At 69.6% G+C, this 26,062-nt stretch carries 18 protein-coding genes; 9 read left to right on the top strand and 9 right to left on the bottom strand.

Features of this window, described 5'->3' with window-relative positions; translation table 11 throughout:
- Nucleotides 1-2: 2 nt before the first annotated feature.
- The 6 genes from QTH97_RS31725 to QTH97_RS31700 all read right to left on the bottom strand — a co-directional run bounded on the left by QTH97_RS31725 (nucleotide 3) and on the right by QTH97_RS31700 (nucleotide 5,793).
- Nucleotides 3-761 carry a PIG-L deacetylase family protein gene (locus QTH97_RS31725; RefSeq protein ID WP_286572571.1) on the bottom strand — a complete coding sequence of 253 codons (759 nt, stop codon included), beginning with the start codon at nucleotides 759-761 and terminating at the stop codon, nucleotides 3-5.
- Nucleotides 749-1,786: an acyl-CoA dehydrogenase family protein gene (locus QTH97_RS31720; protein ID WP_286572570.1), complete on the bottom strand. Its 1,038-nt coding sequence runs from the start codon at nucleotides 1,784-1,786 to the stop codon at nucleotides 749-751. Before QTH97_RS31720 ends, QTH97_RS31725 begins: the two co-directional genes overlap by 13 nt.
- A 120-nt stretch (nucleotides 1,787-1,906) precedes the next feature.
- Nucleotides 1,907-2,365, bottom strand: coding sequence for a GAF domain-containing protein (locus tag QTH97_RS31715; RefSeq protein ID WP_286572569.1), 459 nt, complete (start codon nucleotides 2,363-2,365; stop codon nucleotides 1,907-1,909).
- Between the two features lie 6 nt (nucleotides 2,366-2,371).
- On the bottom strand, nucleotides 2,372-3,073 hold the full coding sequence (locus QTH97_RS31710) for a glycosyltransferase family 2 protein (RefSeq protein ID WP_286572568.1): 702 nt from the start codon (nucleotides 3,071-3,073) through the stop codon (nucleotides 2,372-2,374).
- Nucleotides 3,074-3,247: 174 nt separating this feature from the next.
- Nucleotides 3,248-3,454 (bottom strand): DUF3606 domain-containing protein, encoded by a 207-nt coding sequence (locus QTH97_RS31705; protein ID WP_286572567.1) that lies wholly within the window; start codon nucleotides 3,452-3,454, stop codon nucleotides 3,248-3,250.
- Between the two features lie 242 nt (nucleotides 3,455-3,696).
- Entirely contained in the window at nucleotides 3,697-5,793 is a 2,097-nt protein-coding gene (locus QTH97_RS31700) for an NAD(+) synthase (RefSeq protein WP_286572566.1), read from the bottom strand.
- 135 nt (nucleotides 5,794-5,928) lie between these two features.
- Here QTH97_RS31700 and QTH97_RS31695 point away from each other — a divergent pair, with 135 nt between their 5' ends.
- Nucleotides 5,929-6,183 (top strand): hypothetical protein, encoded by a 255-nt coding sequence (locus QTH97_RS31695; RefSeq protein ID WP_286572565.1) that lies wholly within the window; start codon nucleotides 5,929-5,931, stop codon nucleotides 6,181-6,183.
- Nucleotides 6,184-6,207: 24 nt separating this feature from the next.
- Here QTH97_RS31695 and QTH97_RS31690 read toward each other — a convergent pair whose 3' ends face one another.
- Both QTH97_RS31690 and QTH97_RS31685 read right to left on the bottom strand, forming a co-directional pair.
- Entirely contained in the window at nucleotides 6,208-6,426 is a 219-nt protein-coding gene (locus tag QTH97_RS31690) for a hypothetical protein (protein ID WP_286572564.1), read from the bottom strand.
- A gap of 66 nt (nucleotides 6,427-6,492) precedes the next feature.
- Nucleotides 6,493-6,993, bottom strand: coding sequence for a hypothetical protein (locus QTH97_RS31685; RefSeq protein ID WP_286572563.1), 501 nt, complete (start codon nucleotides 6,991-6,993; stop codon nucleotides 6,493-6,495).
- Here QTH97_RS31685 and QTH97_RS31680 point away from each other — a divergent pair.
- The 7 genes from QTH97_RS31680 (at nucleotide 6,992) to ocd (ending at nucleotide 24,037) form a co-directional block, all read left to right on the top strand.
- Nucleotides 6,992-7,297 carry a hypothetical protein gene (locus QTH97_RS31680; protein WP_286572562.1) on the top strand — a complete coding sequence of 102 codons (306 nt, stop codon included), beginning with the start codon at nucleotides 6,992-6,994 and terminating at the stop codon, nucleotides 7,295-7,297. The two genes, QTH97_RS31685 and QTH97_RS31680, sit on opposite strands and share 2 nt — an antisense overlap.
- Before the next feature lie 193 nt (nucleotides 7,298-7,490).
- On the top strand, nucleotides 7,491-9,977 hold the full coding sequence (locus QTH97_RS31675; protein ID WP_286572561.1) for a metallophosphoesterase family protein: 2,487 nt from the start codon (nucleotides 7,491-7,493) through the stop codon (nucleotides 9,975-9,977).
- A complete protein-coding gene (locus tag QTH97_RS31670; protein WP_286572560.1) occupies nucleotides 9,974-13,426 on the top strand; it encodes a DUF6603 domain-containing protein in 3,453 nt (1,150 codons plus the stop codon). The genes QTH97_RS31675 and QTH97_RS31670 overlap by 4 nt, the downstream gene beginning before the upstream one ends.
- A 22-nt stretch (nucleotides 13,427-13,448) precedes the next feature.
- Nucleotides 13,449-16,247: a hypothetical protein gene (locus tag QTH97_RS31665; RefSeq protein ID WP_286572559.1), complete on the top strand. Its 2,799-nt coding sequence runs from the start codon at nucleotides 13,449-13,451 to the stop codon at nucleotides 16,245-16,247.
- 8 nt (nucleotides 16,248-16,255) lie between these two features.
- Nucleotides 16,256-20,785 (top strand): hypothetical protein, encoded by a 4,530-nt coding sequence (locus QTH97_RS31660; RefSeq protein ID WP_286572558.1) that lies wholly within the window; start codon nucleotides 16,256-16,258, stop codon nucleotides 20,783-20,785.
- A 276-nt stretch (nucleotides 20,786-21,061) separates the two neighbouring features.
- Complete coding sequence (locus QTH97_RS31655) at nucleotides 21,062-22,807, top strand: hypothetical protein (RefSeq protein WP_286572557.1); 1,746 nt, start codon at nucleotides 21,062-21,064, stop codon at nucleotides 22,805-22,807.
- 138 nt (nucleotides 22,808-22,945) lie between these two features.
- The gene (gene ocd, locus QTH97_RS31650; RefSeq protein WP_286572556.1) at nucleotides 22,946-24,037 is read left to right on the top strand and encodes an ornithine cyclodeaminase; all 1,092 of its coding nucleotides are present in this window, start codon (nucleotides 22,946-22,948) and stop codon (nucleotides 24,035-24,037) included.
- 14 nt (nucleotides 24,038-24,051) lie between these two features.
- Here the strand turns inward: ocd and QTH97_RS31645 are convergent, their stop codons facing one another.
- The gene (locus tag QTH97_RS31645; protein ID WP_286572555.1) at nucleotides 24,052-24,978 is read right to left on the bottom strand and encodes a LysR family transcriptional regulator; all 927 of its coding nucleotides are present in this window, start codon (nucleotides 24,976-24,978) and stop codon (nucleotides 24,052-24,054) included.
- Between the two features lie 92 nt (nucleotides 24,979-25,070).
- On the opposite strand from QTH97_RS31645, the gene QTH97_RS31640 reads away from it, so the two are divergent.
- Nucleotides 25,071-26,054, top strand: coding sequence for a Bug family tripartite tricarboxylate transporter substrate binding protein (locus QTH97_RS31640; protein WP_286572554.1), 984 nt, complete (start codon nucleotides 25,071-25,073; stop codon nucleotides 26,052-26,054).
- Nucleotides 26,055-26,062 lie beyond the last annotated feature (8 nt).

Raw genomic sequence — 26,062 nt, 5'->3', positions numbered from 1 at the left:
GCTCACGTGAACATCACCTCGAAGGGCCGGTCCGCGCGCTCGACCGTGGTGGAGCGCAGGATCGGCCCGGCGCCGGTGGAGGCGTCCGGCTCCAGTTGACTCTTGAAACACTGTACCGCCTGTCGCTTGCGGTCGAGCGCGTCGGCGTCCAGACCCACACGGCTTGCACGGTGCCACGGCAGGCGCCCGTCGCCCGGTGCGGCCCAGTGCCAGGCCCACACCGGCACTTCGACCAGCCGCGCACCGGCGCGAGCCGCGGCGAACGCGCACGCGTGACCCGTGGCCTCATGGTCGGGGTGGCCGTCCTGTCGCCAGGTGGTGAAGATCACGTCGGAGCGATCCAGCATCGGCAGCAGGCGGTCCGCCAGCAGGCAACGCAACTCCTGAAGACCGCCGTCGGGCATGCCGAGGCGCATCGGTTCGACGTGGATGCCCAGGCAACGCAGGGCGTTGCGGCTCTCCTGGGGACGCTCCCTGACCAGCCGATCGGCAGGCCAATCGGCCGAGCCGCGATGGCTGGCGGTGCCGTCCGTGACGGCGATCACGCAGATGGGTGTTCCGCCACGGGCGAGTTGCGCCAGCAGTCCGCCGACCGAGAGCACCTCGTCGTCCGGGTGCGGCGCCACCACCACCGCGCGGGCGCCGTAGGGAACCAGTTGCCCGGGCGTCGCCGCTCGCAGTTGCCGCAGGCCGGGCCACGCATTCCAATCGCGTTCCGAAGTGCCTTGCCCGCGAATGGGGCGATCGGTCACAGCATCCATGGCGGGGCGCCTCCATCCAGTATCTGTCTGCCCAGTGCTGCGAGGTCGCGTTCCGCATGGCTTTGCCGCAGGAATACCGGCAAGTCGGCCATGGCGCGCGCGAAGCGCGGGTTGCGGCACAGCGGGCCCGCGCCCGCGGCACGGCCGGCGTGGTGCATGACCTCGCTGCAGGCCTGCTCGACCACGAGCCGCGCGCGCAGGGCGAGGGTCCTCGCGTCTTCCTTCGGGTGGGCATCGATCCAGGCGGCCGTCTCACGCAGCACTGCGGCACTGGCCGCGAGCGCCACGTCGATGGCGCCCAGGTGCGCAAGCCGATGCGCATCGGACGCGTGGCCGCTCGACTGCCGCGCCATGCGTGCGATGCCGAGCGCGCCGCCGAACCAGCAGGCCGCGATGCCGGCGCCGCCCTGCCAGAAGCCGGGCCGGTTCACGTAGTCGTCGGGGCTGCCGACCTGCGCGGCGTCGACGTGATCGAAGCGAACATCCACGCTGCCGCTCGCCGCCATGCCGACGGCGTGCCAGCCATCCCCGGTCACCGTGACGCCCGGCGCTGCGATGGCGACCGCGGCCAGGCAGGGCTTGCCCTCGGCATTCCAGCAACTCACGATCGCATGCGTCACGGTGGCGGCACCCGAGCACCAGGCTTTGGTGCCGGTGAGGCATACGGGGGGCACGCGGGGGGCGTGGGGCAGGCGGTCTTCCGCCAGGGCGTCCACCGCGTCCATCGCCAGGCGCGCGTCCGGCGGCTCGGCACACCAGGTGCCCCATCGCGATCCCGCCTCCGGGGCGGGTGCGCCCAGTTCCCGCAGGATCGCGAGCGCGTCGGTGTGGCCCTCGAACAGCTTCACCAGCGAAAGATCATGGGCCGCCACTTCGGCCAGGACTTGCCAGCGCGCGAGCGTCCCTCCTGCGCCGGGCAGCGGAAGCTGGTCGATGCCGGCGTCGATCAGATGGGCGAGCGTGAGCCCCTGTCCGTGTTGCTGCTGAAGTCGCGCCAGGGCGTTGTCGGTGGCCAGGGCGAGCATGCGTGAGTGCAGAGCAGAGTGGTCGAAGGGGGCGGATGGTGGAGAAGCCCGGCGACGGTACGCGAAAGCGCAGGCGAGCTTCGTCAGCGCACGGCGCCGGCTCGTGTAGGAGACGACGGCTCAGGGCTCGACCAGGAACCTGGCCAGCAAGGGTGCCGCGCCTTTCAGCAGTTCGAACTCCTCCTCGGGCAAGGGCAGCGCCGCGCTGTCGAAATGGCTGAGCGTGCCCCAGATCTCGCCTTCGGGATTCAGAATGGGCACGCTGTGGTACGAGAGCGCGATGCTCGGGTACGAGTACCCCCGCAGCCTGGTGTCGGCGGCGGAGTTGTCGGTTCGAAACTGGCCGTCGCGCACCACGAACTGGCAAAAGCTGCTGTCGAACGGTATGGCCGCGAGGTATTCGGGCCGCAGCCTGCCCGTCTTGTCATGCAGGAGCACGTTCTTCAACGTGAGACCCGAGAGGCGGTAGATGGCGCTGTACCGGTGCGGAACGCCGTCATTCAAGAAGGCGAGGCCGTCGGACGGGCCTCGGGCGTCCAGGATGGAAGAAAGCGTCTGCAGCGTACGCGGCAATCCCATGCCTCATTATGGGCTCGTCAAGACCGGCAGGCCTGTCGAATTCAGTTGCTGGACGATCGCGTGCAGCAGCGCGTCGGCAAAGCCGCCCTGGGCTCTTGCCTGCCGTCGGGAACTGGTCACGACCCGTGGCTTGGCGCTCCACGCGATCTTGGCACCGGAGGCTTCGAGCGCGCGCACGAAGTCCACGTCCTCGCTGCAGCCGAGGTGGCGGAATCCGCCTGCCCGCCGATACGCCGCCGCCGAAACGCCCAGGTTGGCTCCGTGGATGTGCTGGTGGCCGTCGCTGTCCTGGTAGGTACGGAGGAAATGACCATGCAAGAGATCCGCATGGATCCCGTGGGGCGACCAGTCCTCCACGCCGACCGTGCCGCACACGGCATCCACGTCGAGCGAAAGTTGATCGGCCAGCCATTTCGGCGACACCATCGTGTCGGCGTCGGTAAATGCAAGCCAGCGCGCGCCGCGCGCGAGCAGGGCCTCGGCACCCACTGCGCGGGCCACCCCCACGTTGCGGGCACGCACGCTGATGGTGATGGCGCCCGCGCGCGCGGCCAGAACGCCTGTGGCGTCGCTGCAGCCGTCGATGACGACGACGATCTCTACAGCTTCACCGGCCAAATCCGGATGGATGGCTGCGCGCCGTGCCGCCCCGACGCATTCGGCGATCGTGTCCTGCTCGTTGTGGGCCGGTATGACGATGCCAAGCATGTGAGGTGGTTGTCGTGGGTCGGCGGTCTGGGGGGTGGCGCAAACGTAGGGTCGCCGACGCGCAGGATGCGTCGGTCGTCACTGCAACGGCGCGTAGGGCGCCGCCGGGACATCCGGAACGGATGTCTTTGGACATTGCGCAGGCGCGGCCGATCGTGCTTGGCCGCAGCGCGGCTATCGGCCGGGTGGCTTGCCCGCCTTGCCGGCGGAGGCCAATTGGTCGCGCACCGCGGTCACATGAGAGCCGACTCTTGCCAGCGCGTCGTTCAACGTTTGCTCGTCGCAGTGAAGCTGGGTGCACCAGTACTGCATTTCCACGGGATCCTGGGCATTGATGCGGCCTGGGTCCAGGGGCTTGAAGTGGCTCAGATCGACGGTCATGTCCGCTCCTTCAGGTGTCCGCAACCAAGTCTTATAGGGCGGGGGGCGGTCGCACACAAGCGCGGGACATCGACATCGGCAACCCTGCGTAACACAGGCTTCATGCAGAGGGCGTACGCTTCGGTCAGGCAGCCGGCCGGCGCTGGTAGAGGTCGCTTCGGCACCCACCCTTCAGGGGCGGTTCCTCGATGCCGGCGGCTGCCCTGGCCTTGTCCGTGCGCGCCCCCCGAACCGGCATGACGTCATCGATCGGGTCCGCTGTCTTCGTCCGGAATCCCCTGCAGGTCCGCAAGCCACACCGCGGCCTCCGAATCGCTCGGGGCGCGCCAGTCGCCGCGCGGCGAGAGCGAACCGCCCGAACCGACCTTCGGCGCGTTCGGCACGCACGATCGCTTGAACTGGCTGGTCTTGAAGAAGCGGTAGAGGAAGGTGCCGAGGTGCTTGCGGATCTGCGCGAGCGTGTACATGTTGCGCTCGGCTTGCAGCTCGTCCGGCCAGCGGCCCTTGTCGCGGTCATGCCATGCCGTGTAGGCCAGGAAGGCCACCTTGGCCGGCCTGAAGCCGTAGCGCAGCGTGTAGTAGAGATGGAAGTCCTGAAGCTCGTAAGGCCCGACGAAGTCCTCGGTCTTCTGTCCCGGCTGCCGGGCGGCATCCGTGGAAGATCCGGCTTCGTGCGGCACCAGTTCCGGGCTGACTTCAGTCTCGAGGATGGCCTGGAGCACCGCGCTGCCGGCCGGCCCGATCTGGCCGTTCTGCGCAACCCAGCGCACCAGGTGCTTGATGAGCGTCTTGGGCACGCTCGCATTCACGTTGTAGTGCGACATGTGGTCGCCGACGCCGTAGGTGCACCACCCGAGCGCAAGCTCGCTCAGGTCGCCCGTGCCCACCACGATCGCCCCGTGGAAGTTGGCAAGCCTGAACAGGTGGCTGGTCCGCTCCCCGGCCTGCACGTTCTCGAAAGTGATGTCGTACTGCGGCACGCCGTCGGCGAAAGGGTGTCCGAGGTCCACCAGCATCTGGTGGCAGCTCGGTCGGATGTCGATCTCGCGCGCGGTGCAGCCGATGGCGTCCATGAGCTGGTGCGCCTGTTCCCTGGTCCGGTCGCTGGTGGCGAAGCCCGGCATCGTGAAACCGAGGATGTTGGCCCGGGGCAGTGAAAGCCGGTCCATCGCCTGCGCGCACACGAGCAGCGCATGGGTCGAGTCGAGTCCGCCCGACACGCCGATCACCAGCTTCCGGATGCCCGCTGCCTCCAGCCGTTGCACCAGCGACTGGACCTGGATATTGAAGACCTCCATGCAGCGCTCGTCGCGATGGCGCGCGTCCGCCGGCACGTAGGGAAAGCGCTCCACGTTGCGCATCAGCGCGGGCGACGGCATCGACGCTGGCGCGATGCAGTCGAAGTCGACCGTGCGCCAGCCGGCAAGCGTCTGCTTGTGCCGCTGCACCGAGACTCCGAACGAGTTCTGCCGCATGCGCTCGCGCGAGAGCCTTTCGAGGTCCACGTCGGACAGGATCATGTGCGACCGGTTGCTGAAGCGCTCGCTCTCGGCCAGCATCTCGCCGCTTTCGTAGATCAGGGCCTGCCCGTCCCAGGCGAGATCGGTGGTCGACTCCCCGATGCCCGCCGACGAATAGAGGTACGCGGCGAGGCAGCGCGCCGAATGCAGGCTCACGAGGCGGTGGCGGTATTCCGACTTGCCGATCGTGATGTTCGAGGCGGAGAGATTCACGAGCACCGTGGCCCCGGCCAGCGCCGCGTAGCTCGATGGCGGGATCGGCACCCACACGTCCTCGCAGATTTCCACGTGCAGCTTCAGGAGCGGCAGCTGGCGCGCCTGCACGATCACGTCGGTGCCGAAGGCAACGCGCTGGCCGCACAGGTCGATCTCGGTGGAGAGGGCGCTGTCGGCCGCGCTGAACTGGCGGGCCTCGTAGAACTCGCCGTAGTTGGGCAGGTAGGTCTTGGGCCACGCCGCGAGGATGCGGGCACCGCTCACGGCGACCGCGCAGTTGTAGAGCCGATGGTCCACGCGCAGCGGCAATCCCACGATCGCGAGCGCGCCGATCTGCTTCGATGCCGCGACCACGGTTGCCAGCGCGGCTTCGCAGGCATCGAGCAGCGCTGCCTGGTGGAAGAGGTCGTCGCAGGTGTAGGCCGAGAGGCCAAGTTCCGGAAACGCGACGACCACCGCGCCCTGCGCGCTGGCCTCGCGGTACAGCGCCACCGTTTCACCGGCGTTGAACGCCGGATCGGCCACCCGGTTGCGCGGCACCGCCACCGCCACTCTGGCGAAGCCGTGGGCATAGGGATCGAGAAACTCGGGCAGGGTGGTCATGAAGTTGTCCTTTGGGCGAGACGATTGCGCGGAGCGGGCGTGATCGCCACCTGATGCCGGGTCGCCAGCCTACAACGCGACGGTGACTTTTCGTCCAAGAATGTTCCTTTATGTTTTTTGGGAAACGGAAGCACCATGGAACCCAAGTCCTGGATCGCGGCGCTCAAGGAGTACGACGCCAACCGGCCGGACATGCCCGGCGAACATCTCATCGTGCTCGGTGTCGGCCTGTTGCTGATGATGGCGACGGGACGGAGCCGCTCGCTCATCGGCAAGGCGCTGATCGGAGCGGCGGCCGGTGCGTTCATCGGGCGTGCGGCCAGCGGCACCGGCGGCGTGACGCTCCTGAAAGCCAAGGTCGATGAGGCGCTGGCCCGCTACAGGTTGTAGCCCGGGGCCTTGGGTCGACGAGGCTCAACGTGCGCGCTTGACCTGTTCGGCGGAGTCGCTGCGCAAAGCCCGCTTGGCCGGCTTGCGCGGACCCAGGTTCGCGAGCAGCGGTTGCGGCTCGCTCGACGATTTCGGCTGGGCCGGATCGAGCACGGCACCCATGCCCTTCGAGAAATCGCGGCATGCGCGCTCGAAAGCGGCGAGCGCCTCGAGGTATTCGCGCCGGGCGGATTTGGCGCTCATGCATCAACCCCTTTCGGCAAACCACTGCTCACGTGTCTGATATGGACAAAGAGCCGCGTTTTTGTCTTACAAGTCGTCGAACGCTGAACCAAGACAAGGGTACACAATGTGAAAACCTCCTTCACTGCGATGGAGCGATGGGATGAAGTTTTGCGAAGCGTGCCACACGGCGAACAAGGACCGTGCCAGATACTGCTGTGGTTGTAAAGGCAGGTTCTCGGGCGTGCGCTTCGCGGCGAACACGACGGCGAGCACGGCCCCCGGTTCGCTCGAACCCTCATCCACTTCGCCAGTACCTACACGGACACTGAATCGCAGCCCAACCGGCAAGCGCATCGGCTTGCGCGTGCTGTTGCTTCTCCTGCTGTTGATCGGGGCGTTCGCGTACTGGTATTCGAGCCAGCTTGCCAGTGGCTGGGCGACGATCGAGAACGCCGTCTCTTCCTCCGCCGCGTCCGTCACGTCCCGGATCGCTTCGCTGCGGAAGTCGCTCGCTTCGGAGGAAGTGTCCATCGTCGAGACGCAGGTGCAACCCACCGTCGCCACTGCCTCGGGGCAGCCATCCATGCCGGTTCCCCGACCGGCACCTGTATCGCGGCGACGCAGCGACGACGTGGCCTCGAAGCCGAGAAGCAGCGAGAGGGCGGGCGGCACCGCGGGTGCATTCGACACGGAGCGCAGGGCAGCGCGCGCAGTGTCCGTCGAAGGGGTTCCGCCCCCCGTCGCCATCGGCCAGGCATTCCAGGCGCCTGCACCTGCACCGACCGACGCCGCGGTGGTGGACATCCCTGTGCCCGAGCGCATGGTCAAGGAGGCGAAGGAGAAGGAGTGCTCCGAGACCCTCGCCGCGCTGGCCTTGTGCCCGAAGTGACGACACATCCGCACGCGCGGCGCGCGCCACTTATTTCATTTGGCATATAGGCCGTCGGCGGCATTGAGTTTCCGTGCCGGGTAGCCCACGATGGCGCCCTTCGTTCGGCCGCGCCGTTCCAGGCGTGCCGCCCAGGAGGCTCGATGAGACTTCGCCTCGCGCTGCCCGCGTCCGTCGCCCGCTGAATGCCGCCATGGCCTGGCAGTCGCTCGCCAATCGCCTTTCCGCACTGCCGCGCGTGCTGGCCGGGCCGGTGCTGCGAAAGGTCGCGCCGCGCAGCGTCAGCGTCTGGCTGGCGATGCGGGTGGGCGGCGATGTCACGCTCACGGTGGTCGATGCGCTCGACGCGACCGTGGCATCGGGCCATCGCCACAGCGTCGCCGTCGGCACGCAATTGCACATCGTGTGCGTGACGGCGGTTCCGGACGCCGGCGCGCCCGATCTCGTGGAAGGCGTGATCTATCGCTACAAGCTGTCGTTCGCCTTCGACGACCAGCAAGCCATGGACCTGCCCACGGCCACGGGAACCACCACGCTGCCCGCCGCCTTCGCCTACGTGCCCTTCGGCCTGCCGAGCTTCTGCCTGCCGCCCGCGTCGCTCGACGACCTGCGCCTGCTGTGCGGGTCGTGCCGCATTCCGCACGGCAACGGCAGGGATGCCTTCGGAGTGGGCGACAAGCTGCTGGCGCAAGCCGCCTCCAACCCGGTCGCGCGGCCGCACCAGTTGCTGTTGACCGGCGATCAGATCTACGCGGACGATGTCTCGGCCTCGCAACTGCTGGTGCTCTCCGATGCCGCCCATGTCCTGCTCGGGTGGAAGGAACTGATTCCCTACGACGACGCAGGCAGCAAGGCGGACGTGGACAAGCTCTTGCCCTTCCTGCGGCGCGATCCCCTGGAAGCCGCGGGCTTCACTTCGGAAGACCTCGACGGGCAGCTCCTGTCGCTCGGCGAGTACCTGTGCATGTACCTCATGGTGTGGTCGGATGTGCTGTGGCCCGCCGACATGCCGCTCTTCAGCGACGTCGCCAATGCCACGCGCACGGTGCTCGGTGGCGATGCGATCGCGTTCAGCCACTGGTTCGGCAAGCGCGTCAAGAAAGGCCAGCACTTCGGCATGGACCGCGAAGCGAAGAAGCTCGCACTGTTCCGCCAGGATCTTCCGGACGTGCGCCGGATGCTGGCCAACATCCCGAGCTACATGATCTTCGACGACCACGAGGTCACCGACGACTGGAACATGACGCGCGACACCTGCAAGTCGCTGTATGGCCGTCCGCTCGGCCTGCGGGTGGCGCAGAACGCGCTGGTGGCCTATACGCTGTGCCAGCACTGGGGCAACGTGCCGGAGGTGTTCGAGGACCCGGCTGCGGGCGGCACCAGGCCACCGGGCAAGGCCTTGCTCGACTTGCTGGACGGCACCACGGATGCCGCGGTCTACGAGACGAAGTCGCCCGCGCTGCGCAAGCTCGTGGCCGTGCACGACGAAGCCTCGCTCGCGACGCGACCCGCCAATGCCGTGTTCCACGAACCGGACGAGCTGGTCTACAACTTCACGGTCGAAGGGCCGGGCCACCAGGTCATCTTCACCGACTCGCGCTCGTGGCGCGCCTTTCCCACGGGCCGCGTCGGCGGCGGCGTGCTGATGCCGGCAGATCAGCTGGTGCAGCAGATCGTGAACACGCCGCCGGCGGGCGAGCGCATCGTGATCGTGGTGATGACCACCAACGCGCCGGCCGTGGAGCCGATCCGTTCCGCGGCGCGACACGATGGCGTGGCCAACTTCTTCGAGCATTTCCCCGACGTGTACGAGGCGTGGGAGCTGCCGTCCATCCATTTCGACCGGCTGATGGCGAGCTTGACCGAGAAGCTGCCGCTGGTCGGCGGCAAGCGGACGGGCGCGCTGGCCATGATCTCGGGCGACGTGCATTTCAGCTTCGCGACCCGGCTGCTCTACAAGGCATCGACGCGCCTGGGAGACGTGCAGCCCCAGCCGGTGAAGGCGGTCATTGCGCAACTGGTGGCCAGTTCGTTCCGCAAGGAGACCGACAGCACGCTCGGCTTCCACCGCGACGGCTACGCCTACACGCCCAACCCCATCGCCTGGCTCATGATCCCCAAGACCACGCCGCAAGGCTACGTGGGCTGGAACGTCGCGCAGGGTTCGCAGAAGGTGGTGGGGCAGCGGGGCCTTCATCCCGCAGGCACCTTCGTGCCGCTGTTCACCATCGAGCTGGACCAGCCGACGTTGCCCACCGAGCCGGACGGCTTCTTCCTGGGCAATGCGATCGATCCGCAGACGCCTCCGGACTACACCTACCGCCTCGACTACCTGACGCCGCCCGAGGTCAGCGTGCCCGTGGACGTGACGCCGATTCCGACCCTGCCCGCGGGCAGCACGCCCGACCAGCGCAAGATGGCCGCCGAGGCGCTGCGGCTCGCGGCGATGAAGTACCGCATGTACAACGCCGGCGGCGCGGTCAACAAGGTCATCGGCACCAACAATTTCTGCGAGATCACGTTCGACTGGCATCCCACGAACGTCAGCATCCGCCGGTTGCACCACACCGTGCGCTGGCGCAAGGACAAGGACGGTGAGCTCCAGCTCAGCGACTACGTGGTGGGCCTCGACCCCGACGACCCTGCCTTCGCGGAGTTCGTGCCGCGCGCCATGCCATGAGCGCCAGTTTGTTCGATTCGCTCGCGAGCGGCCTCGCAAGCCTGCTCGACCCCGTGATCCAGGTGGCGGAAGAGCCGGCCTTTCTCCAGCGCCTGCTCGCCGAGCTCGGCGTGCCACCCGACTCGGACAGCAACACGTTGCTGCAAGCCTTCGCGGCGGTCGCGGAACTGAGGCATCGCATCGATGCGCTCGCAGCGCAGGAGGTGCCCTCGTTCGATGCCATCGCCGCCGTGCTCGACGCGGCCGCCGAGGCCTTCGAAGCCTTGCGTCGTCTCGAACAGCAGGGGCCGCTGGCCTCGCTCGAAGGCCTGGGCCGCGAACTGGTCGACCTGCTGGTGATGGCCTTTCTCGAAAGCCGCATCCCGGCCGCAAGGCCCGCGGCGGCGCTGCTGACCCTGCTCGAACCCGCCGACGAGCGCGAGGGCAACGCGCCGCTCGTGCAGGGCGGCCGGCTGGTGCGTGACAGCTACCGGCTCGACCGCTGGCACCTCCACCGCCTGCCGTCGCTGCTGAAGGACCCGATGGCCGTGCTGCGCGCCGAGTACGGCAACGCGATGCAGACGGCGGCCGACGCGCATGCCATGGCCGACAAGCTGTTCCCGAGGCTCCTGCGCCTGCTGCGCTCGCTCGGCGTGACCTGCCGCTACGGCTTCGATCCCGACGACGCCGTGGCGCTGGGCGATGCCGGCCCGCTGATGGCCCATGCGCTGATCGTGTACGTGGACGATCCGCTCTACGGCGCGGCGGCAGAGTCGGGCGTCGTGCTGTCGCTGTCGCCGGCGGAACAGGGCGACCTGGGCCTGCTCATCAGCCCCTTCGGCACGATCGCCGTGCGGGGGAGCGCCGGTCCCTGGGAGATCGCGGCCGATCTCACCGCGGGAATCGATGTCGTGGCCTGGGGCCGTCATGGGGTGACGCTGCTCGCGAGCCCGGGCACCGTCGAGGTGAAGGCGAGCGCGTCGGCCACCCTCGCGACCGTCGACGCGCTGCCGGCCTACGTCATCGGGCAGCCCGAGGGCGCGCGCATCGAAGTCGGCGGCGCGCGGCTCGGCCTCGAAGTCGCGCTGTCGGAAACGCGCGCGTCGCTGGCCGTGTCGGCCGACGTGACGAAGGCGATGGTGGTCATCGCGGCCGGCGATGGCGATGGCTTCCTCAGTGCCATCCTGCCGTCCGGCGGCCTGCAGGCCCAGGGCGATCTCGGCATCGCGTGGTCCAGCGACAAGGGCCTGACCCTGCGCGGCAGCGCGGCGCTCGAAGCCTCGGTGCCGGTCGGCCTTTCCTTCGGCGGCGTGACGCTCTCGGCCCTGACGCTGGCCTTGCGGCCGCAGGATGCCGACGTGGCCGCCGAGGTGTCGGCGAGTGTGTCGGCCTCGATCGGACCCTTGACCGCGGTGCTCGATCGCATCGGCATCGCCGGCCTGCTGAGCTTCCCGCCTTCGGGCGGGAACCTCGGCGTCGCGAACCTCGAACTCCGTTTCAAGCCGCCCAGCGGCGTCGGCCTGTCGGTGGAAGCGAGCGGTGTTCTCACGGGCGGCGGCTTCCTGTTCCACGACGAGGCGCAGAAGCTCTACGCAGGCGTGATGCAGCTGTCGCTGCACGAGACCATCACGCTCAAGGCCTTCGGCCTGATCGCAACGCAGATGCCCGATGGCAGGCCGGGCTTCTCGATGATCATCTTCATCACCGCCGAGGACTTCCGGCCGATCCCGCTGGGCATGGGCTTCACGCTCCAGGGCATCGGCGGCATGGTGGCGGTCAACCGCACCTTCGACCAGGACGTGCTGCGCGCGGGGCTGAAGAACGACACGCTGGGCACGCTGCTGTTCCCGCGCAATCCGGTCGCCAATGCGCCGGCCATCATCCGCTCGCTCGCCAGTGCCTTCCCGGCACTGCGCGGCAGCTACCTGCTCGGCATCCTCGCGCGCATCGGCTGGGCCACGCCCACGCTGGTGCTGCTGGACCTAGCGCTGATCCTGCAGTTCGGCGCGCGCTCGCGCCTGCTGGTGCTGGGGCGCATCAGCTCCATGCTGCCCTCGCGCGACAACGACCTCGTGCGTCTGAACCTCGATGCGATGGGCGTGCTCGACTTCGACGAAGGCACCGCCTCCATCGATGCCGTGCTCGTCGATTCGCGGCTGGTGCACAAGTTCGCGCTGACCGGCGCGATGGCGTTGCGCGCGCGCTGGACCTCCGGGCCGGGCGCGGGGTTCGTGCTGGCGGTGGGCGGCCTGAACCCGCGCTTCGCACCGCCGGCCAACCTGCCCAAGCTCGACCGCATCGCCATCGCGCTCAGCTCGGGCGACAACCCGCGGATCACCTGCGACGCCTATTTCGCGATCACGTCCAACACCCTTCAATTCGGCGCGCGGGCGCAGTTGCATGCGGCGGCCTATGGCTTCAGCGTCGATGGAGACATCGGCTACGACGTGCTGATCCAGTTCGTCCCGCTGCATTTCCTCGCGGAGTTCCATGCCTCGGTGCAGCTCAAGCGCGGCTCCAGCAATCTGTTCAAGGTCTCGCTCAAGGGCGAGCTCGAAGGCCCGCGGCCGCTGCGCGTGAGCGGCAAGGCCTCCTTCGAGATCCTGTGGTGCGACTTCACGGTGCGCTTCGACAAGACCCTGATCGACGGCGAGAAGCCGCCGCTGCCGCCCGCCGTGGACGTGCTCGCGGAGTTGAAGAAGGCACTCGCCACGCCGCAGAGCTGGACCACGCTGGGCCCTGCGCATGCGAGCCACGGCGTGGCGCTGCGCAAGCTTGCCGCGACGGGCGGGGGCAGCGCTGCCATCGTGCTCGATCCGCTCGGGCGCCTGGTCGTCAGGCAGCAGGTGGTGCCGCTGAACACCTCGCGCGACGTCGATTCCTTCGGCGGTGCACCCGTGGCAGGCGCCCGGCGCTTCACGGTCACGGCCACGCTGAACTCGCAGCCGCAAGGTACGGACGCCGTTCGCGACCAGTTCGCCCCCGCGCAGTTCTTTGCCATGAGCGACGACGAGAAGCTCGCGGGCCCGTCCTTCGAGCAGATGGACGCGGGCGTGGTGTTCGGAAGCGAATCGGTGAGCTTCGATGCGGCGGAAGTCGTCGCGGCGCCCTTGAAGTACGAGCCGATCGTGATCGACGACATGAGCGCGCCGCCCAAGCCGCCCGCGCCGCCGTTCGTCATGAGCTTCGCGCAACTGCGCTTCCACAGCCGCACCGGCGCCGCGGCGCGCGCGCCGGTGCGGGCCATTGGCCTGGCGCGCTTCCGCCGTGGCGAGGAGTTCGAAGCCGAGCCCGCCCAGGCCGTGGAGGTCGAAGCACCCCGCTGGGCCATCGTTCCGCTGGCCGACGGCGCACCCCCGCCGGTCGATGCGGGCCTGCGGACCTGGAGCGAGTACCGTGCCGCGCTCGACACGCTCAACCGCGGCGGCGCACGGTGGCAGGTGGTGCCGCTGCACGAGCTGCAGGGCTAGCGAACGCAGCAGGAGACGATCGATGCCATCCGGTCCCGCCGCCAACCTGAGCCTTCTGCCCTGGGTGCGCCAGGGCGCGGCCGCGAGCATCAGCACGGCCGATTCGCTCGGCGCGGGCCAGCATGCGGTGGCCGAACTGTCCGCCGTGCTGTCGGTCAACGGCAGCGCCGCGCCACCGGTGACGGTGCGGCTGCGCGGACCGGCCGACGTCGTGGGCATCGACGCCAACCAGATCGTGCGGCGAGATCCGCGGCCGGGCAGCATCGACTTCGAGCCCAACTACTTTGCGGCCATCGAGTTCGACCGGCCCGACTTCCCCTGGCTCTTCACGCCGGCCCGTGCCGATGCCACGGGCAAGCTGCGGCCATGGCTGTGCCTGGTCGTCGTGCGCAAGCAGGAGGGCGTGTCGATCGGTCCGACGGTGGATGCGCCATGCACCGCGCTGCAGATCGCCGCGCCCGCGAGCATCGCCGCCGAGCTGCCTGATCTCGTCGATAGCTGGGCGTGGGCGCATGCGCAGGCTGCGGCGGCCGACGCGGCGCAGGTCGGGAGCGCGCTCGCGGGTTCGCCGGCCCTGTCGCTGTCGCGCCTGCTTTGTCCGCGCATCCTCCGCGCCGACACCGACTACATCGCCTGCGTGGTACCGGCCTTCGAGCTCGGGCGCAAGGCGGGGCTGGGCTTGCCCGTCGCGGACACCGAGCTGGTCGCGGCCAACGCGCTCGCGCCGGCATGGACACCGGCGCAGAAGCTGCCTTTCCTGCTTCCGGTCTACCACCACTGGGAGTTCCGCACCGGTCCGGGCGGCGATTTCGAATCGCTGGTGCGCCGGCTCAAGCCACAGCCGGTGCCCGAGGGGCTGGGGCGCAGGCCCATCGACATCGCCCAGCCGGGCTTCGGCCTGCCGGCGGAGTTCCCGCCGCATGTCGAGCTGGGCCTCGAAGGCGCGCTGCTGCCGATGGAGACACCCGACGCGCCGGCGCCTTGGGCAGAGGAAAGCGCCAAGCCCTTCCAGACCGCGCTGGCCGACATCGTCAACGCGCCGGGCCTGAGCGAAGTTGCCGACCCGGACGCCGATCCGCTGCTCGCGCCGCCGGTCTATGGCCGCTGGCATGCCGCACGCGCGATCGTGGCGCGCGGCATTCCTCGATGGCTGGACCAGCTCAACCTCGATCCGCGTTCGCGAACCGTGGCAGCCTTTGGCACGCGGGTGGTCCAGGAGCACCAGGAGCCGCTGATGGCCGCAGCCTGGGAGCAGGCCGCCGACCTGCAGCGCGCCAACCAGCGGATGCGGCAACTGCAACTGAGCCTGGCCGTCGGCACCAGCCTGCATGCGCGGCACTTCGCGAACCTCGGCGCGGAGACGCTGCTGCGGATCGGCTCGCCGGCCTTCGCGCGCATCCGCACCATCGCTGCCGACGAGACGGCGCCGCGCACGCTGGTGGCGCGCATGGAGGGCAGGGCGTTGCCGCTCGCGGCCACCAGTCCTGCGATGCGCCGCATCGGACGGGAGCGCGGTCCCTTCACTCGGCGCATCGCCGCGCAGGGCCTGACGCGCTCGACCACCATGACATGGGTGGCGAAGCTCAACCTCGGCATGACCTTCTCCGCGCCGGCCGCGACCGATCAGGCCACCGTGGATGCGGTGCGCGTCCGGCTGCCGAACGCCAACATCCGCCCCTACCGCGATGTAACGAAGACGCTGATCGACGGACTGGTCGGGCGACCCAACTTCCAGGTCATGCCCGAGGGCGCGCCGATCAACGTGCCGGCCATCTCCGTGATGATCCTGATGCCCGACAGCCCGTCGGCGCATGAGTTCCGGCTCGCCGCGAGCGAGCACCTGGGCCGCATCGACCCCGGCCGCTTCAAGCGGATCTTCGCTCCGGCGGCCGGCATGGCGATGGATGAGCTGAAGGCGACGGTGCTGGCACAGACCCGCCCGCGCCAGACGCTCGTGGCGGTGGCGCGTGCCATGGTCTCGGTCGGCGCCGGCGCGGTGGCGCCGGTCGACACGCCCGCGAGCGCCGCGGTGGGCATCGACACCATCATGGCCGCGCCGACTTTCCGCCAGCCCATGTACGAGCCGCTGCGCGACCTGTCGCAAGACCTGCTGCTGCCCGGCCTGCAAACCGTGCTGCCCGACAGCGTGATCGGCCTCAAGACCAACCGCCGCTTCGTTGAGGCCTACATGGTCGGCCTCAACGTGGAGATGGCGCGCGAACTGCTGTGGCGCGGCTTCCCGACAGACCAGCGCGGCACCTGCTTCGACCAGTTCTGGGACGTGCGCGGCGCGCCTGCCCCCCGTCCCGACATCGGCCCCTTGCACCTGTGGGCCGATCGCCCGTTGGCCGACCCGGCCACCGCGCCGGTGCGGGAGCAGTTCGTGATGCTGATGCGCAGCGCGCTGCTGAAGCGCTATCCCAACGCCATCGTCTACGCCGTGCCGGGCGTGGTGGATGCCAACGGCGTGCGCTCGCCGAGCGAAGATGCCGGGGCCGAAGTGCAGCCGGCCTTCAGCGGGAGCATGCAGCCGGACGTCTCCTTCTTCGGTTTCGACTTCACGGCGGCGCACGCGACCGGCGCCGACGGAAGCGCCGGCCACTACATCGTGATCCAGGAGCACCCGACGGAGCCGCGCTTCGGTCTCGACGAAGACACGCCGACGGGTGGCGCCAGCCATCTGGGGGTTTCGGGCGGCCCGCCGGCGGGACTGCCGCTGGATGGCCTGCAATGGGGGCGCAACGGCGCGCACATGGCCGGCATCGTGCGGCAGTTGCCGGTGCGCATCGCGATCCATGCATCGCAACTCGTCAAGCACTGAGCGACGCCATGGCAACCGCCCCAGGCTTCTCCGCCGCCGCCTTCTTCAGGAGCAACCTGACGCTCGCCGCCGCGGCCCATCCGCAGTTGCCGGCGCTGATGGGCGACACGCTGTGCCCGGGCGACCGGCCGCTGGCGCTGCTGCCCGTGCGGCTGGAAACGCGTTTCTTCGCGCAGCCCGACGGCAGCAGCGTACTGCGGGTGCGCATCTATCCCGACAAGATCCACCTCGACTCCCATGAGCCCGAACTGCTGCCGGGCGAACAGGAGTGGGGACGGCACTACTGGGAGCAGGACTGGCACGCAGGCCCCGACGCGACCGCGCGCGCGGATGCGTGGCGGCAACTGGCCGATCGCTTCGGTGCCGCGCGCGCGGCGTGGATCGCGCGGGTGCTGGAGCCTCGCAATTCGGCCCAGCGTCCGAAGGCGGCGGTGCCCGCGGCCGACCCCTTGCCGGACGCACCGCAATGGCCGGATGTGCCGGTGGTCTCCGATGGCAAGGATGCCGCATGGCGGCGCGCGCCGATCGCCCGGCTGCTCCCGGACCGCTGGATCGCCATCGTGCAGTCGGGCGGCCTGCCGGTGATCGCGGTGAGCGGCAGCGACATTCGACGCCCGCTGGCGACGGGGCCCGATCCGCAGGCGCCGGTGGTGGAGGTGCCTGACGACCAACTCGCCGTCGACGCAGGCATGCGCTGGATGGTGGATTTCGACGAAGCCGAGAGAGCCGGGATGGCCATGCGCATCGCGATTCCGGCGCAGGTGCTGGCCGCGGGCCTCGACAGCCTGTTCGTGCTCGGGACCGCGTCGACCAACGCAGCGGACACCGCGGCCCAGCTGGCCTCGCTGCTCGACGCACATCACTACACCGATGGCGCCGAATTCCTGCGCACCGGCACGCCGACCAACAATTCGGCCGACCGCCGGGCCGGCTACGACTCGTCCGACCCCGGCCGCGTGCAGAGCTTCGCCAGCGAGGTGGCTTTCGATCCGTCGACGCTCGCCGCCGCATCGAATGCCGTGCGGCTCGGCGCGGCACTGGGCCTGCCCGCCGCGCAGGTAGCGCCGGTGCTCGGCCGGCTGCCGATGGCGGCCGGGCAGCAGGACACCGACATGCGGGCGATGAACAACGCGCTATGGCCGGCGGGCTGGGGCTACTTCCTGAACAACCTGGCAGGGCCGGACGGCAGCGGCCTCACGCCCGATCACATCGCGTGGGCGCGCGCCCATTTCCTCGATCACGTGCGCAGCGCAGGGCCATACCCCAGCCTGCGCGTGGGCCGCCAGCCCTACGGCTTCCTCCCCGTGACTTCCCTCGACGAGTGGCTTCCGCGCACGGGCGAGGAGGGCGCTTTCGCGCGCGATCTCTGGCTGCGGAACGTGTTGCAGCAACTGCGCGACGGCGCCTGGCGTCCGCAGTTGGGAGACGCCGCGCGCGTCGGCCGCCGGCAGCCGGCCGATCCCGACGGCGACCTCGCTGACGTGATGCGCACCGACGCGGTCTCGTCCAGCTACAGCACGCGCGCCGTGCTCGGCCGCCACTACCTGCAGCACCTGCGCGCCTTTCTCTTCGAAGACCTGCAGGGCAACGGCTTCATCCCGATGCAGGAGGCGATCGCGACGGGGCTGTTGCAGCGACTCGGCTTTCCGTGGCGCCCGCGGCTCACGCGCTCCGTCTTTGCGGACCTGGCCTACGACGTGACTTCGCCGCTGGTGCAGGCCGGCGAGGTCTCGCCCTGGCGCAAGCTGGAGCCCGACTACATCGGCGCGCTGCTGGCCGCACCCGGCATCGAGGCCCTGATCGCCCTGCGGCCGGACCCCGTCAATCCCGACAGCACCTCGCCCCTGCTGCAGACGCTACTGCGCCACGCCTTGCTGCGCGAGTTGGCGGAGGCGACTGCCCTGATCGCGGCCGGCCTGCCCGGCAACGACGCGGCCGCCTTGCTGCGCGACCCGGAGCTGATCGACCTCGTGACCGGCGCCACGCCGACGCTCACCTGGAAGCGCCAGCTCGATCTCCACGTGCCTCCAATGACCGGCGAGAACACGATCCGGCAGTTCCTCGACAGCGCGAGCAGCTTCGAGCATCCCGCGCTCGCGTCGCTCGGCGCTTTTCGCGACAGTCTCGACTGGCTGCGCGCGCTCGACAGCGAGGCGCTGCAACTCCTGATGCAGGGCACGCTGGATCTCTCGTCGCACCGGCTCGATGCGTGGATCACCTCCTTCGCGAGCAAGCGACTCGCGTCGATGCGAGCCGAAGCGCCGCAAGGGGTCTATGCGGGCGGCTACGGCTGGGTCGAGAACCTGCGGCCGACGCCGGCCGCGTCCGCCGCGCCCGTCGCGTCGCCGGCCGGCGAGCCGGGTCCGCTTTTCGCGTCGCCCAACGACAGCGGCTTCATTCATGCGCCATCGATGACGCATGCCGCGGCCGCGGCGCTGCTGCGCAACGCGCACCTGGGCCCGACCGGCGTGCCGAAGGAGGAGGGCGCCTTCGCGATCGACCTCACATCGCGCCGCGTGCGGGAAGCGAGCCAACTGCTGGAAGGCGTGCGCCAGGGCCAGCCACTGGGCGCACTGCTCGGCTATCGCTTCGAACGCAGCCTGCATGACCTGTCGCTCGACCGCTTCATCGCACCGCTGCGCGACTTCGCGCCCCTGGTCGCCGGCAAGCTCGAAGTGAAGACGCAGCCCCTGGAAGCGATCGCGGCGAACAACGTCGTCGATGGCCTGGTGCTGCACAGCCGCTGGCGCGATGACGGCCGACCTGTGAACGCGCTGCTCGTGCAGGCCGGCGCGAGTGCCGACGAGCTGGAGAAGATGGTCCGCGAACTCAACGCCCTCGGCGATGCCATCGATGGGCTGGGCGACGCATTGACCGCCGAGGCCGCCTACCAGATGGCACGCGGCAACACCTCGCGCATCGCCAGCACGCTGGCCGCCATCGCGCACGGAGACGCGCCCGCGCCCGAGCTGGAGGCGGCGCGCATCCCGCGCAGCGGCATCGCGCTCACGCACCGCCTGCTGGCGCTGTGGAGCGGCAAGCCAACCGCCACGACCGGCTGGGCCGCCGCGTCGACCTCGGCGCGTGCGAGCGCCGAGCCGATGCTCAATGCATGGGCTGCAAGGCTCCTGGGCGACCCGCGCAAGGTGCGCTGCGCGGTCGAGCGCATCGATGGCGTGAGCGGCGCCGTCATGGAGACGCGCGTGCTGCGCCTGGGCGATCTTCAACTGGCGCCGCTCGACGTGGTGTACGGCGTGGAAACCGTGGCGGGTCCGCGCCGCGCCGACACCGCGCCCGATGACATCGAGCAACGCCTGCTGTACCTCGCGCGTCATCAGGAAGGCGGCTTCGCTCCGCAGGCGACCCTGCGCATCCAGCACGCGCGGCCCGCCGATCTCGCGGGAGCGGAGCTGACGCTGCTCGACGTGCTGGAGCAAGCGCGCGCCGCGCAGCGCCTGCTCTCGAACGCGCGCGGTGCCGATGCCGAGGACCTGAACCCGCCGGAACGCGCCGGCACGGGCGCGCTCGATCTCGTGGAGCTGGAGGCCCGCGCGGTGAAGGCCGAGAACGCGCTGAACGCCGCGCACAAGGCGCTCGACGCCCTGGTGAAGAAGGGCGCTGCGAGCACATCCGACGCGCTGCGCGCAGCCATGCTGAAACTGGGCAGCTTCGGCTTGTCGCCGGCCGTCCCCGCCGTCGCGGCGGGTGACGATGCACCGACGCGCGAAGCCTTGCTGCAGCAGTCCGCAGCCTTGCTCAAGCAGGCCAGGACGCGTCTCGATCAGGGCGCAACCCTGCGTGCCGTGGCCGCACCGTCCGAGCCTCGCGTGCGGCGCGACCGGTTGAGCGAGCGGATGCGGGCGGTGTTCGGCGCGGCCTTCGTGGTGCTCCCGCGCTTCACTTGCGACAGTGCGGCAGCGGCGGAGCTGGCGTCCGCGGTCGCGGCGACGGCCGTCGCACAGGGCGGCGACCCGCTGGCCGCGCACACGTGGTTCACGCGCAGCGCGCGCGTGCGCGATCCGGTGGCGCGCCTGGCCGCCTGCCTGCGCGGTGCCGAGGTGCTCAACACCGGCGAGCGCCTGAACCTGCGCGTGGCGCAATTGCCCTACGTCGACGGCGAGCGGTGGGTCGGCTTGCCCTGCGCGCCGGACGCCGAGCCGCCCTCGGGCAAGCTCTCGCTCGTGCTGCAGGTGCCGGCCACGCTCGACACCGCGCTGCCGTTGTGCGGCCTGGCCGTGGACGAATGGGTTGAAGTCGTGCCGAGCCGGCGCGAGACCACCGCGATCACCTTCCAGTACAACCCGCCGGATGCCTGCGCTCCCCAGAGCGTGCTGCTTGCCATGCCGCCCGTGCCCGATGAAACCTGGACCATCGCCCGCTTGCACCGCGTGCTGGCCGAGACGCTGGACCTGGCCAAGCTGCGCGCCATCGATGCCGAGGCGCTGGCGGGCACGGCCCAGTACCTCCCGGCGCTCTACCTCGCCTTCAACGCGAAGGACGACGTGGTGTCCACAGACGCCGCGCCGCTGACGCGATAGCCCGTCCATCCAGCGCCCGGACACGCCATGCCAGCCAAGCCCAAGCCGCCCGCCGACGCCGTCGCTGCGCCGCCGAAGCCGCGCCTTCCCAGGCGGCCGCCGGAACCCCCCGAGCCTCCGGAGCCACCGGAGCCACCGGAGCCCCCGCCGCCGCGTCCGCCTCGCCCCCCACGGCCGCCCCCGCCGCAGCCGCCACCCCCGCCGCCGCCCACCGGCCCGAGCACGGCGTCGATCACGAGCTGGACCCGCCTCGAACCGCATTGCCGCGACGAGGCCATGTCGACGGGCACCCATGCACGGGTGTTCGATCCGCTGTGGTTCCTCGCGCGGCAGTGGCAGGTCGGCGAGTTCCAGGCCGAGGACGCGGGCTCGCCCGTGCAGGCGCGCGTGCGCGCCACCAGCGCCATGCTGTCGCGCTGCCACCTCGGCGAGCTGAAGCACGACACGCAGATGCGGGCACCGCCTTATGACCCGATGGCCGCGCCGCTGGAGGTGCATGTCGAGCGGCGGCGCATGCGCCCGGCCGATGCAAACGACGCGCGCATGCTGACGCTCGCGGTCGAGGCCGGCCTGCAGTTCCTGCGCATGCTGGATCTGCAGCCCTTGTCGAAGAGCTACCGCGCGGTGCTGATCCAGCGCTTCGCCCTGCAGGCGCTGCCCGCGCCGCCGGCCGATGCGGACCCGATCGACGAAGCCACGTCGCGCTTCATGCAGACCATGACGGCGCGCGCGCCCGATGCCCGCCGGCTTGCCGACGCCTTCCGCAACGGCGGCGCGGCGCAGGTCGTGCTCGAAGCGCCCTTGAAGATCGCGGTCGCCGACCGCGCCGAAGTGCAACAGACGGCGCTGGCCTGGCTGGCCTGGTACGACGCGCTTGTGAACGAGCCGGCGCCGGTTCCCGATGCGCCCGGCGATGCCTGGCAGCCCTCGCGCCTGGAGTACGCCGTCTCGGTGGCGGCGCGGCTTTCCGACCGGCCCGAGGACGAGTTCGCGCTGACCGCCGCCGAGTTCGACGATGGCCGGCTCGACTGGAGCAGCTTCGACCGCAATCTCGAAGTGCGCATGGGCACGGACGGCGACCGAAAGCTCAGCAGCGTCGTCGAGACCACCGTGCCCGCGCCCGTCGGCTTCCGCGGCGCACCGGCGGCGCGCTTCTGGGAGATGGAGGACGCACGCATCGCCTACGGCCTGCTGCCGGTGGGACCGACCGACCTCGCGCAACTCATGGTGATCGAGTACGCGGGCAGCTACGGCAATGACTGGTTCGTCGTGCCCCTGACACTGCCCGTCGGGTCATTGACGCGTGTGGAGTCGCTGGTCGTGACCGACACCTTCGGCGTGCGAAGCCTGCTGCGGCCGATCGGCGACCCGGCCTTGCCGCCGCCCCACTGGTCGATGTGGCAACTGGGCTGCCTGCGCCGTGCGGGCGAGGCGCCCATCGACTCGCCGCAGACCAATCTGTTCTTCCTGCCGCCCTCGCTGGGCCGCGTGATCGAAGGCGGCGTGCTGGAGGATGTGCTGCTGATGCGCGACGAGATGGCCAATCTCGCATGGGCGATCGAGCGCAGTACGGAGAGCCCCGTGGAGCAGGCAGTGCAACGCATCGAGAACGACGCAGGGACGTCGCCGCCGACCGGGCGCGCCGATGGTTCGCTGCACTACGTGCTGTCGTCGACGGTGCCGGCCAACTGGATTCCGCTGCTGCCGGTGCAACTGGCGGCGGAGGACGGCAAGATCGTCCAGCGCCTGCGCCGAGGCGCCGTGCTGCAGCCGGACGGGTCGAGGAAGATCCATCCCGCGCAAGGCACGGTGCTCAATGCCGGCACGCAATTGCTGCTCTATGACGAGGAAGTGCCGCGCGAGGGAGCGCATGTGACCCGCGCCCGGCGCATGGCGCGATGGACCGATGGGTCCACCTGGGTGTGGACCTCGTTCCGCCGTCAGGTCGGGCGCGGCGAGGGATCGAGCGCATTGCGCTTCGACCAGGTGGAGGGAGAGGGGGAAGGAGACGGCGACGCCTAGCGCCCGGTCGTCGCCGTTGTCACACCGGCAGCGAACCCTGCCGTTTCGGCAGCCCGGTGCGCAGGACGCTGCAACCTTGCGCCTACCGGTTGACAGGCGCCTTGCGCACACTTGTTTGCATCGACAGAGGACCTCGCGATGCAAACCCGTCTCTACCCCAGCACCATCTACCTCAGCGCGCCCGAGATGATTCGTCTCGTGCAACGCAAGGGCCTTTCCGCTTGCATCGCAGGCGTGGCCGATCGCATCGAGCGCGAGTTCCTGCGATGGAACGACTTCGACAAGAGCGCCCGCGTTGCCAGCCACTCGGATGTCGGCGTGATCGAATTGATGCCCATCGCCGACGCCGAGCAGTTCGCCTTCAAGTACGTCAACGGTCACCCGGGCAATCACCGGCACGGCTTGCCGACGGTGATGGCCTTCGGCGTGCTCGCCGACGTGCGCACCGGCGCGCCGCGCTTCCTGTCGGAACTGACGCTGACGACCGCCATCCGCACGGCGGCGATGTCCGCGGTGGCGGCACGCAGGCTGGCGCGGCCGGACAGCCGCAGCATGGCGCTGATCGGCAATGGTGCGCAGAGCGAATTCCAGGCGCTCGCATTCCGCGATCTCGTGGGCATTCGCGAGCTTCGCCTGTTCGATACCGATGCGGCCGCCAGCGCCAAGCTCGCCGCCAACCTCGACGGCCAGGGGTTTCAGATCCGCGTCTGCGGCAGCACGGCCGAGGCGGTGCGAGGTGCCGACATCGTGACCACCGTGACGGCCGACAAGACCAACGCGACCATCCTCACGCCCGACATGATCGAGCCCGGCATGCACGTCAACGCGGTGGGCGGCGACTGCCCCGGCAAGACGGAGCTGCATCGCGGCGTGTTGGACAAGGCATCGGTGTTCGTCGAGTTCGAACCGCAATCGCGCATCGAAGGCGAGATCCAGCAGATGCCCGCCGACTTCGCGGCCACCGAGTTCTGGCAGGTGCTGGGCGGGCATCGGCCGGGGCGCCTCGATGCCGCGGAGGTCACCGTGTTCGACTCGGTCGGCTTCGCGCTGGAAGACTTCGCGGCGCTCGCCTTCATGCGCGAGACCGCCGAGGCGCTGGGCCTGGGCGAGATCCTCGACCTGATGCCGGAGACCGCCGACCCGAAGGACCTGTTCGGCGTCTTGCGGGCCAAGGGCCGCAGCGAAACCGCGACCGAGGCGCGAGACGCCGCAATGCACGCCGTCGCCTGACCCTGCTGGTCGGGTTACCGCGATTGTTCCAGCGCGGAGGTGAATAGGCGCTTGCCGCGCGAGCGCAGCAGCGTCACCAGCCGCTGCGCCGCAGGCGACAGGTAGCCTTCCCTGCGATAGGTCACGCCCAGGTGGCGCCGCAGCGTCGTCTCTTTCAGCGGCACCTCGCGCAGCACGCCGGCTGCACCGCTCGCGTTCAGCGTGTGGCGCGAGAGAAAGCTCAGCAGGTGCGTGCGTGCGATCAAGCGCGGCAGCAGAGGAATCGAGTTCGCGTCGATCTGTGCCGTCGGGGTCGGCAGGCCGCGTGCGCGGAAGGCCGCGTCGAGCCACTGGCGGCTCACGATCGTGTTTACCGGCAGCACCCAGCGCCAGGCGAGCAGCGATTCCATCGTGATCCGCGGCAAGGCGAACACCGGGTGATCCGGGCTGGTCGCGACCACCACCACGTCCTCCACGATCGAGTGAGTCACGAAGTCGTCGTCGTTCTCGGGCATCAGCCCGATCAGCAGGTCGATCGCGCCTTCGCGCAGCCGCTCGCGCAACGCAATGCTCGGTGCGACAGTGATGTCGATCGTGGTCTCGCTGGCCTCGGCCAACAGCAGGCTGCAGATCTCGGGCAGCACGTGATCGGCCGCGATCGGCCCGCTGCCGATGCGCACGTGGCCGGCGTTGCCCTTGGCGAAATCGCCGACCTCGCGCAGCGCCTCTTCGGTCGCGCCGCGCAGCACGCGGGCACGCGCCAGCAGGACTTCGCCCACGGGCGTGAGCCGGATGCCCCGGCCCTTGCGCTCGAACAACGCAGCGCCGAACGCCTCCTCCAGACGCTGCACCGCCTTGGTCAGGGCGGGCTGCGTACGGCCCAGCTTGTCGGCGGCCTGCCCGACGTGGCCCAGGTCGGCCACGGTCTCGAAATATTTCAGGTCTCGAAGGTGCATGTCCATTCATAGCTCCGAGGAATCGATGAATGAACATTATCGAATAGACGGAATGAGTTGAAGTTTTCAGAATTCGCTCCACCAACAGGAGACATTCCATGACCCGTCGACACCGTTTGCTCGCAGGCGCCGCCTTCGCACTGCTCGCCTGCAGCAGCCTTGCCCAGACCCCGTGGCCCGCCAAGCCCATCAAGCTGGTGGTGCCTTTCCCGCCCGGCGGCGGCACCGATTTCGTGGCGCGCCTCATCGCCGAGAAGCTGTCGACCCAGGCCGGATGGGTGATCGTGATCGACAACAAGCCCGGCGCGGGCGGCAACATCGGACTCGACGCCGTTGCCAAGGCAGCCCCCGACGGCTACACCATCGGCCTCGGCCAGACCGCCAACCTGGCGATCAACCCCGCCCTCTACGCGAAGATGCCCTTCGATCCGCTGAAGGATTTCGCGCCGATCGCCTCGGTCGCGTCGCAGCCTGTGGTGCTGCTGGTGAACGCGTCGTCGCCCTACAAGACGCTGGCCGACGTGGTCGCCGCGTCGAAGGCCAAGCCCGAATCGCTGCGCATCGGCCTCGCCGGCAATGGCACCGTGGGTCACCTGGCCGGCGAGATGCTGGAGCGCCGCGCGGCCATCAAGGTGTTGAACGTGCCATACAAGGGCGCAGGCCCGGCGATGACCGACCTCCTCGGCAACCAGGTGGAACTCAACTTTGCGAACACGCCGGTTGCGATCCCCCAGCTGACTGGCGGCAAGGTGCGTGCGCTCGCCATCAGTTCGCCGCAGCGGCTCAAGAACGTGCCGCAGCTCGCCGCCGTGCCGACCGTCGCCGAGCAGGGCTACCCGGGCTTCGACGCGATCACCTGGACCGGCCTGGTCGCGCCCGCGGGCACGCCGCCCGCGGTGGTCGAGCGCATCAACAGCGAGGTGCAGAAGATCCTCAAGCGCCCGGACGTGCTCGAGAAGCTGGCGCTCGAAGGCAGCACCGCCGCCGCCGAGGGCACGCCCAGGCAATTCGGCGACTACATCCGCAGCGAGCACCAGAAATGGGGCGCGCTGATCCGCGAAGCCAACATCAAGCTCGACTGAGCAGCCAC

It is taken from the genome of Variovorax gracilis (genome assembly GCF_030317115.1).
GTDB classification, from domain to species: Bacteria; Pseudomonadota; Gammaproteobacteria; order Burkholderiales; family Burkholderiaceae_C; genus Variovorax; species Variovorax gracilis.
The sequence above is the reverse complement of the archived record's forward strand: the minus strand, read 5'-3'. Positions and strand labels throughout refer to the sequence as shown.

Bases quoted from the DNA above. Each gene is read 5' to 3' on its own strand.
- QTH97_RS31655 (WP_286572557.1), top strand. From the start codon at position 21,062: ATGTCGACGGGCACCCATGCACGGGTGTTCGATCCGCTGTGGTTCCTC.
- QTH97_RS31695 (WP_286572565.1), top strand. From the start codon at position 5,929: ATGGAACCCAAGTCCTGGATCGCGGCGCTCAAGGAGTACGACGCCAAC.
- QTH97_RS31715 (WP_286572569.1), bottom strand. From the start codon at position 2,365: ATGGGATTGCCGCGTACGCTGCAGACGCTTTCTTCCATCCTGGACGCC.
- QTH97_RS31640 (WP_286572554.1), top strand. From the start codon at position 25,071: ATGACCCGTCGACACCGTTTGCTCGCAGGCGCCGCCTTCGCACTGCTC.
- QTH97_RS31665 (WP_286572559.1), top strand. From the start codon at position 13,449: ATGCCATCCGGTCCCGCCGCCAACCTGAGCCTTCTGCCCTGGGTGCGC.
- QTH97_RS31660 (WP_286572558.1), top strand. From the start codon at position 16,256: ATGGCAACCGCCCCAGGCTTCTCCGCCGCCGCCTTCTTCAGGAGCAAC.
- QTH97_RS31685 (WP_286572563.1), bottom strand. From the start codon at position 6,993: ATGGATGGCTGCCCCGAGGCAGTGGCGACGGTGGGTTGCACCTGCGTC.
- QTH97_RS31670 (WP_286572560.1), top strand. From the start codon at position 9,974: ATGAGCGCCAGTTTGTTCGATTCGCTCGCGAGCGGCCTCGCAAGCCTG.
- QTH97_RS31725 (WP_286572571.1), bottom strand. From the start codon at position 761: ATGGATGCTGTGACCGATCGCCCCATTCGCGGGCAAGGCACTTCGGAA.
- ocd (WP_286572556.1), top strand. From the start codon at position 22,946: ATGCAAACCCGTCTCTACCCCAGCACCATCTACCTCAGCGCGCCCGAG.
- QTH97_RS31675 (WP_286572561.1), top strand. From the start codon at position 7,491: ATGGCCTGGCAGTCGCTCGCCAATCGCCTTTCCGCACTGCCGCGCGTG.
- QTH97_RS31720 (WP_286572570.1), bottom strand. From the start codon at position 1,786: ATGCTCGCCCTGGCCACCGACAACGCCCTGGCGCGACTTCAGCAGCAA.
- QTH97_RS31680 (WP_286572562.1), top strand. From the start codon at position 6,992: ATGCCGGTTCCCCGACCGGCACCTGTATCGCGGCGACGCAGCGACGAC.
- QTH97_RS31710 (WP_286572568.1), bottom strand. From the start codon at position 3,073: ATGCTTGGCATCGTCATACCGGCCCACAACGAGCAGGACACGATCGCC.
- QTH97_RS31645 (WP_286572555.1), bottom strand. From the start codon at position 24,978: ATGGACATGCACCTTCGAGACCTGAAATATTTCGAGACCGTGGCCGAC.
- QTH97_RS31690 (WP_286572564.1), bottom strand. From the start codon at position 6,426: ATGAGCGCCAAATCCGCCCGGCGCGAATACCTCGAGGCGCTCGCCGCT.
- QTH97_RS31705 (WP_286572567.1), bottom strand. From the start codon at position 3,454: ATGACCGTCGATCTGAGCCACTTCAAGCCCCTGGACCCAGGCCGCATC.
- QTH97_RS31700 (WP_286572566.1), bottom strand. From the start codon at position 5,793: ATGACCACCCTGCCCGAGTTTCTCGATCCCTATGCCCACGGCTTCGCC.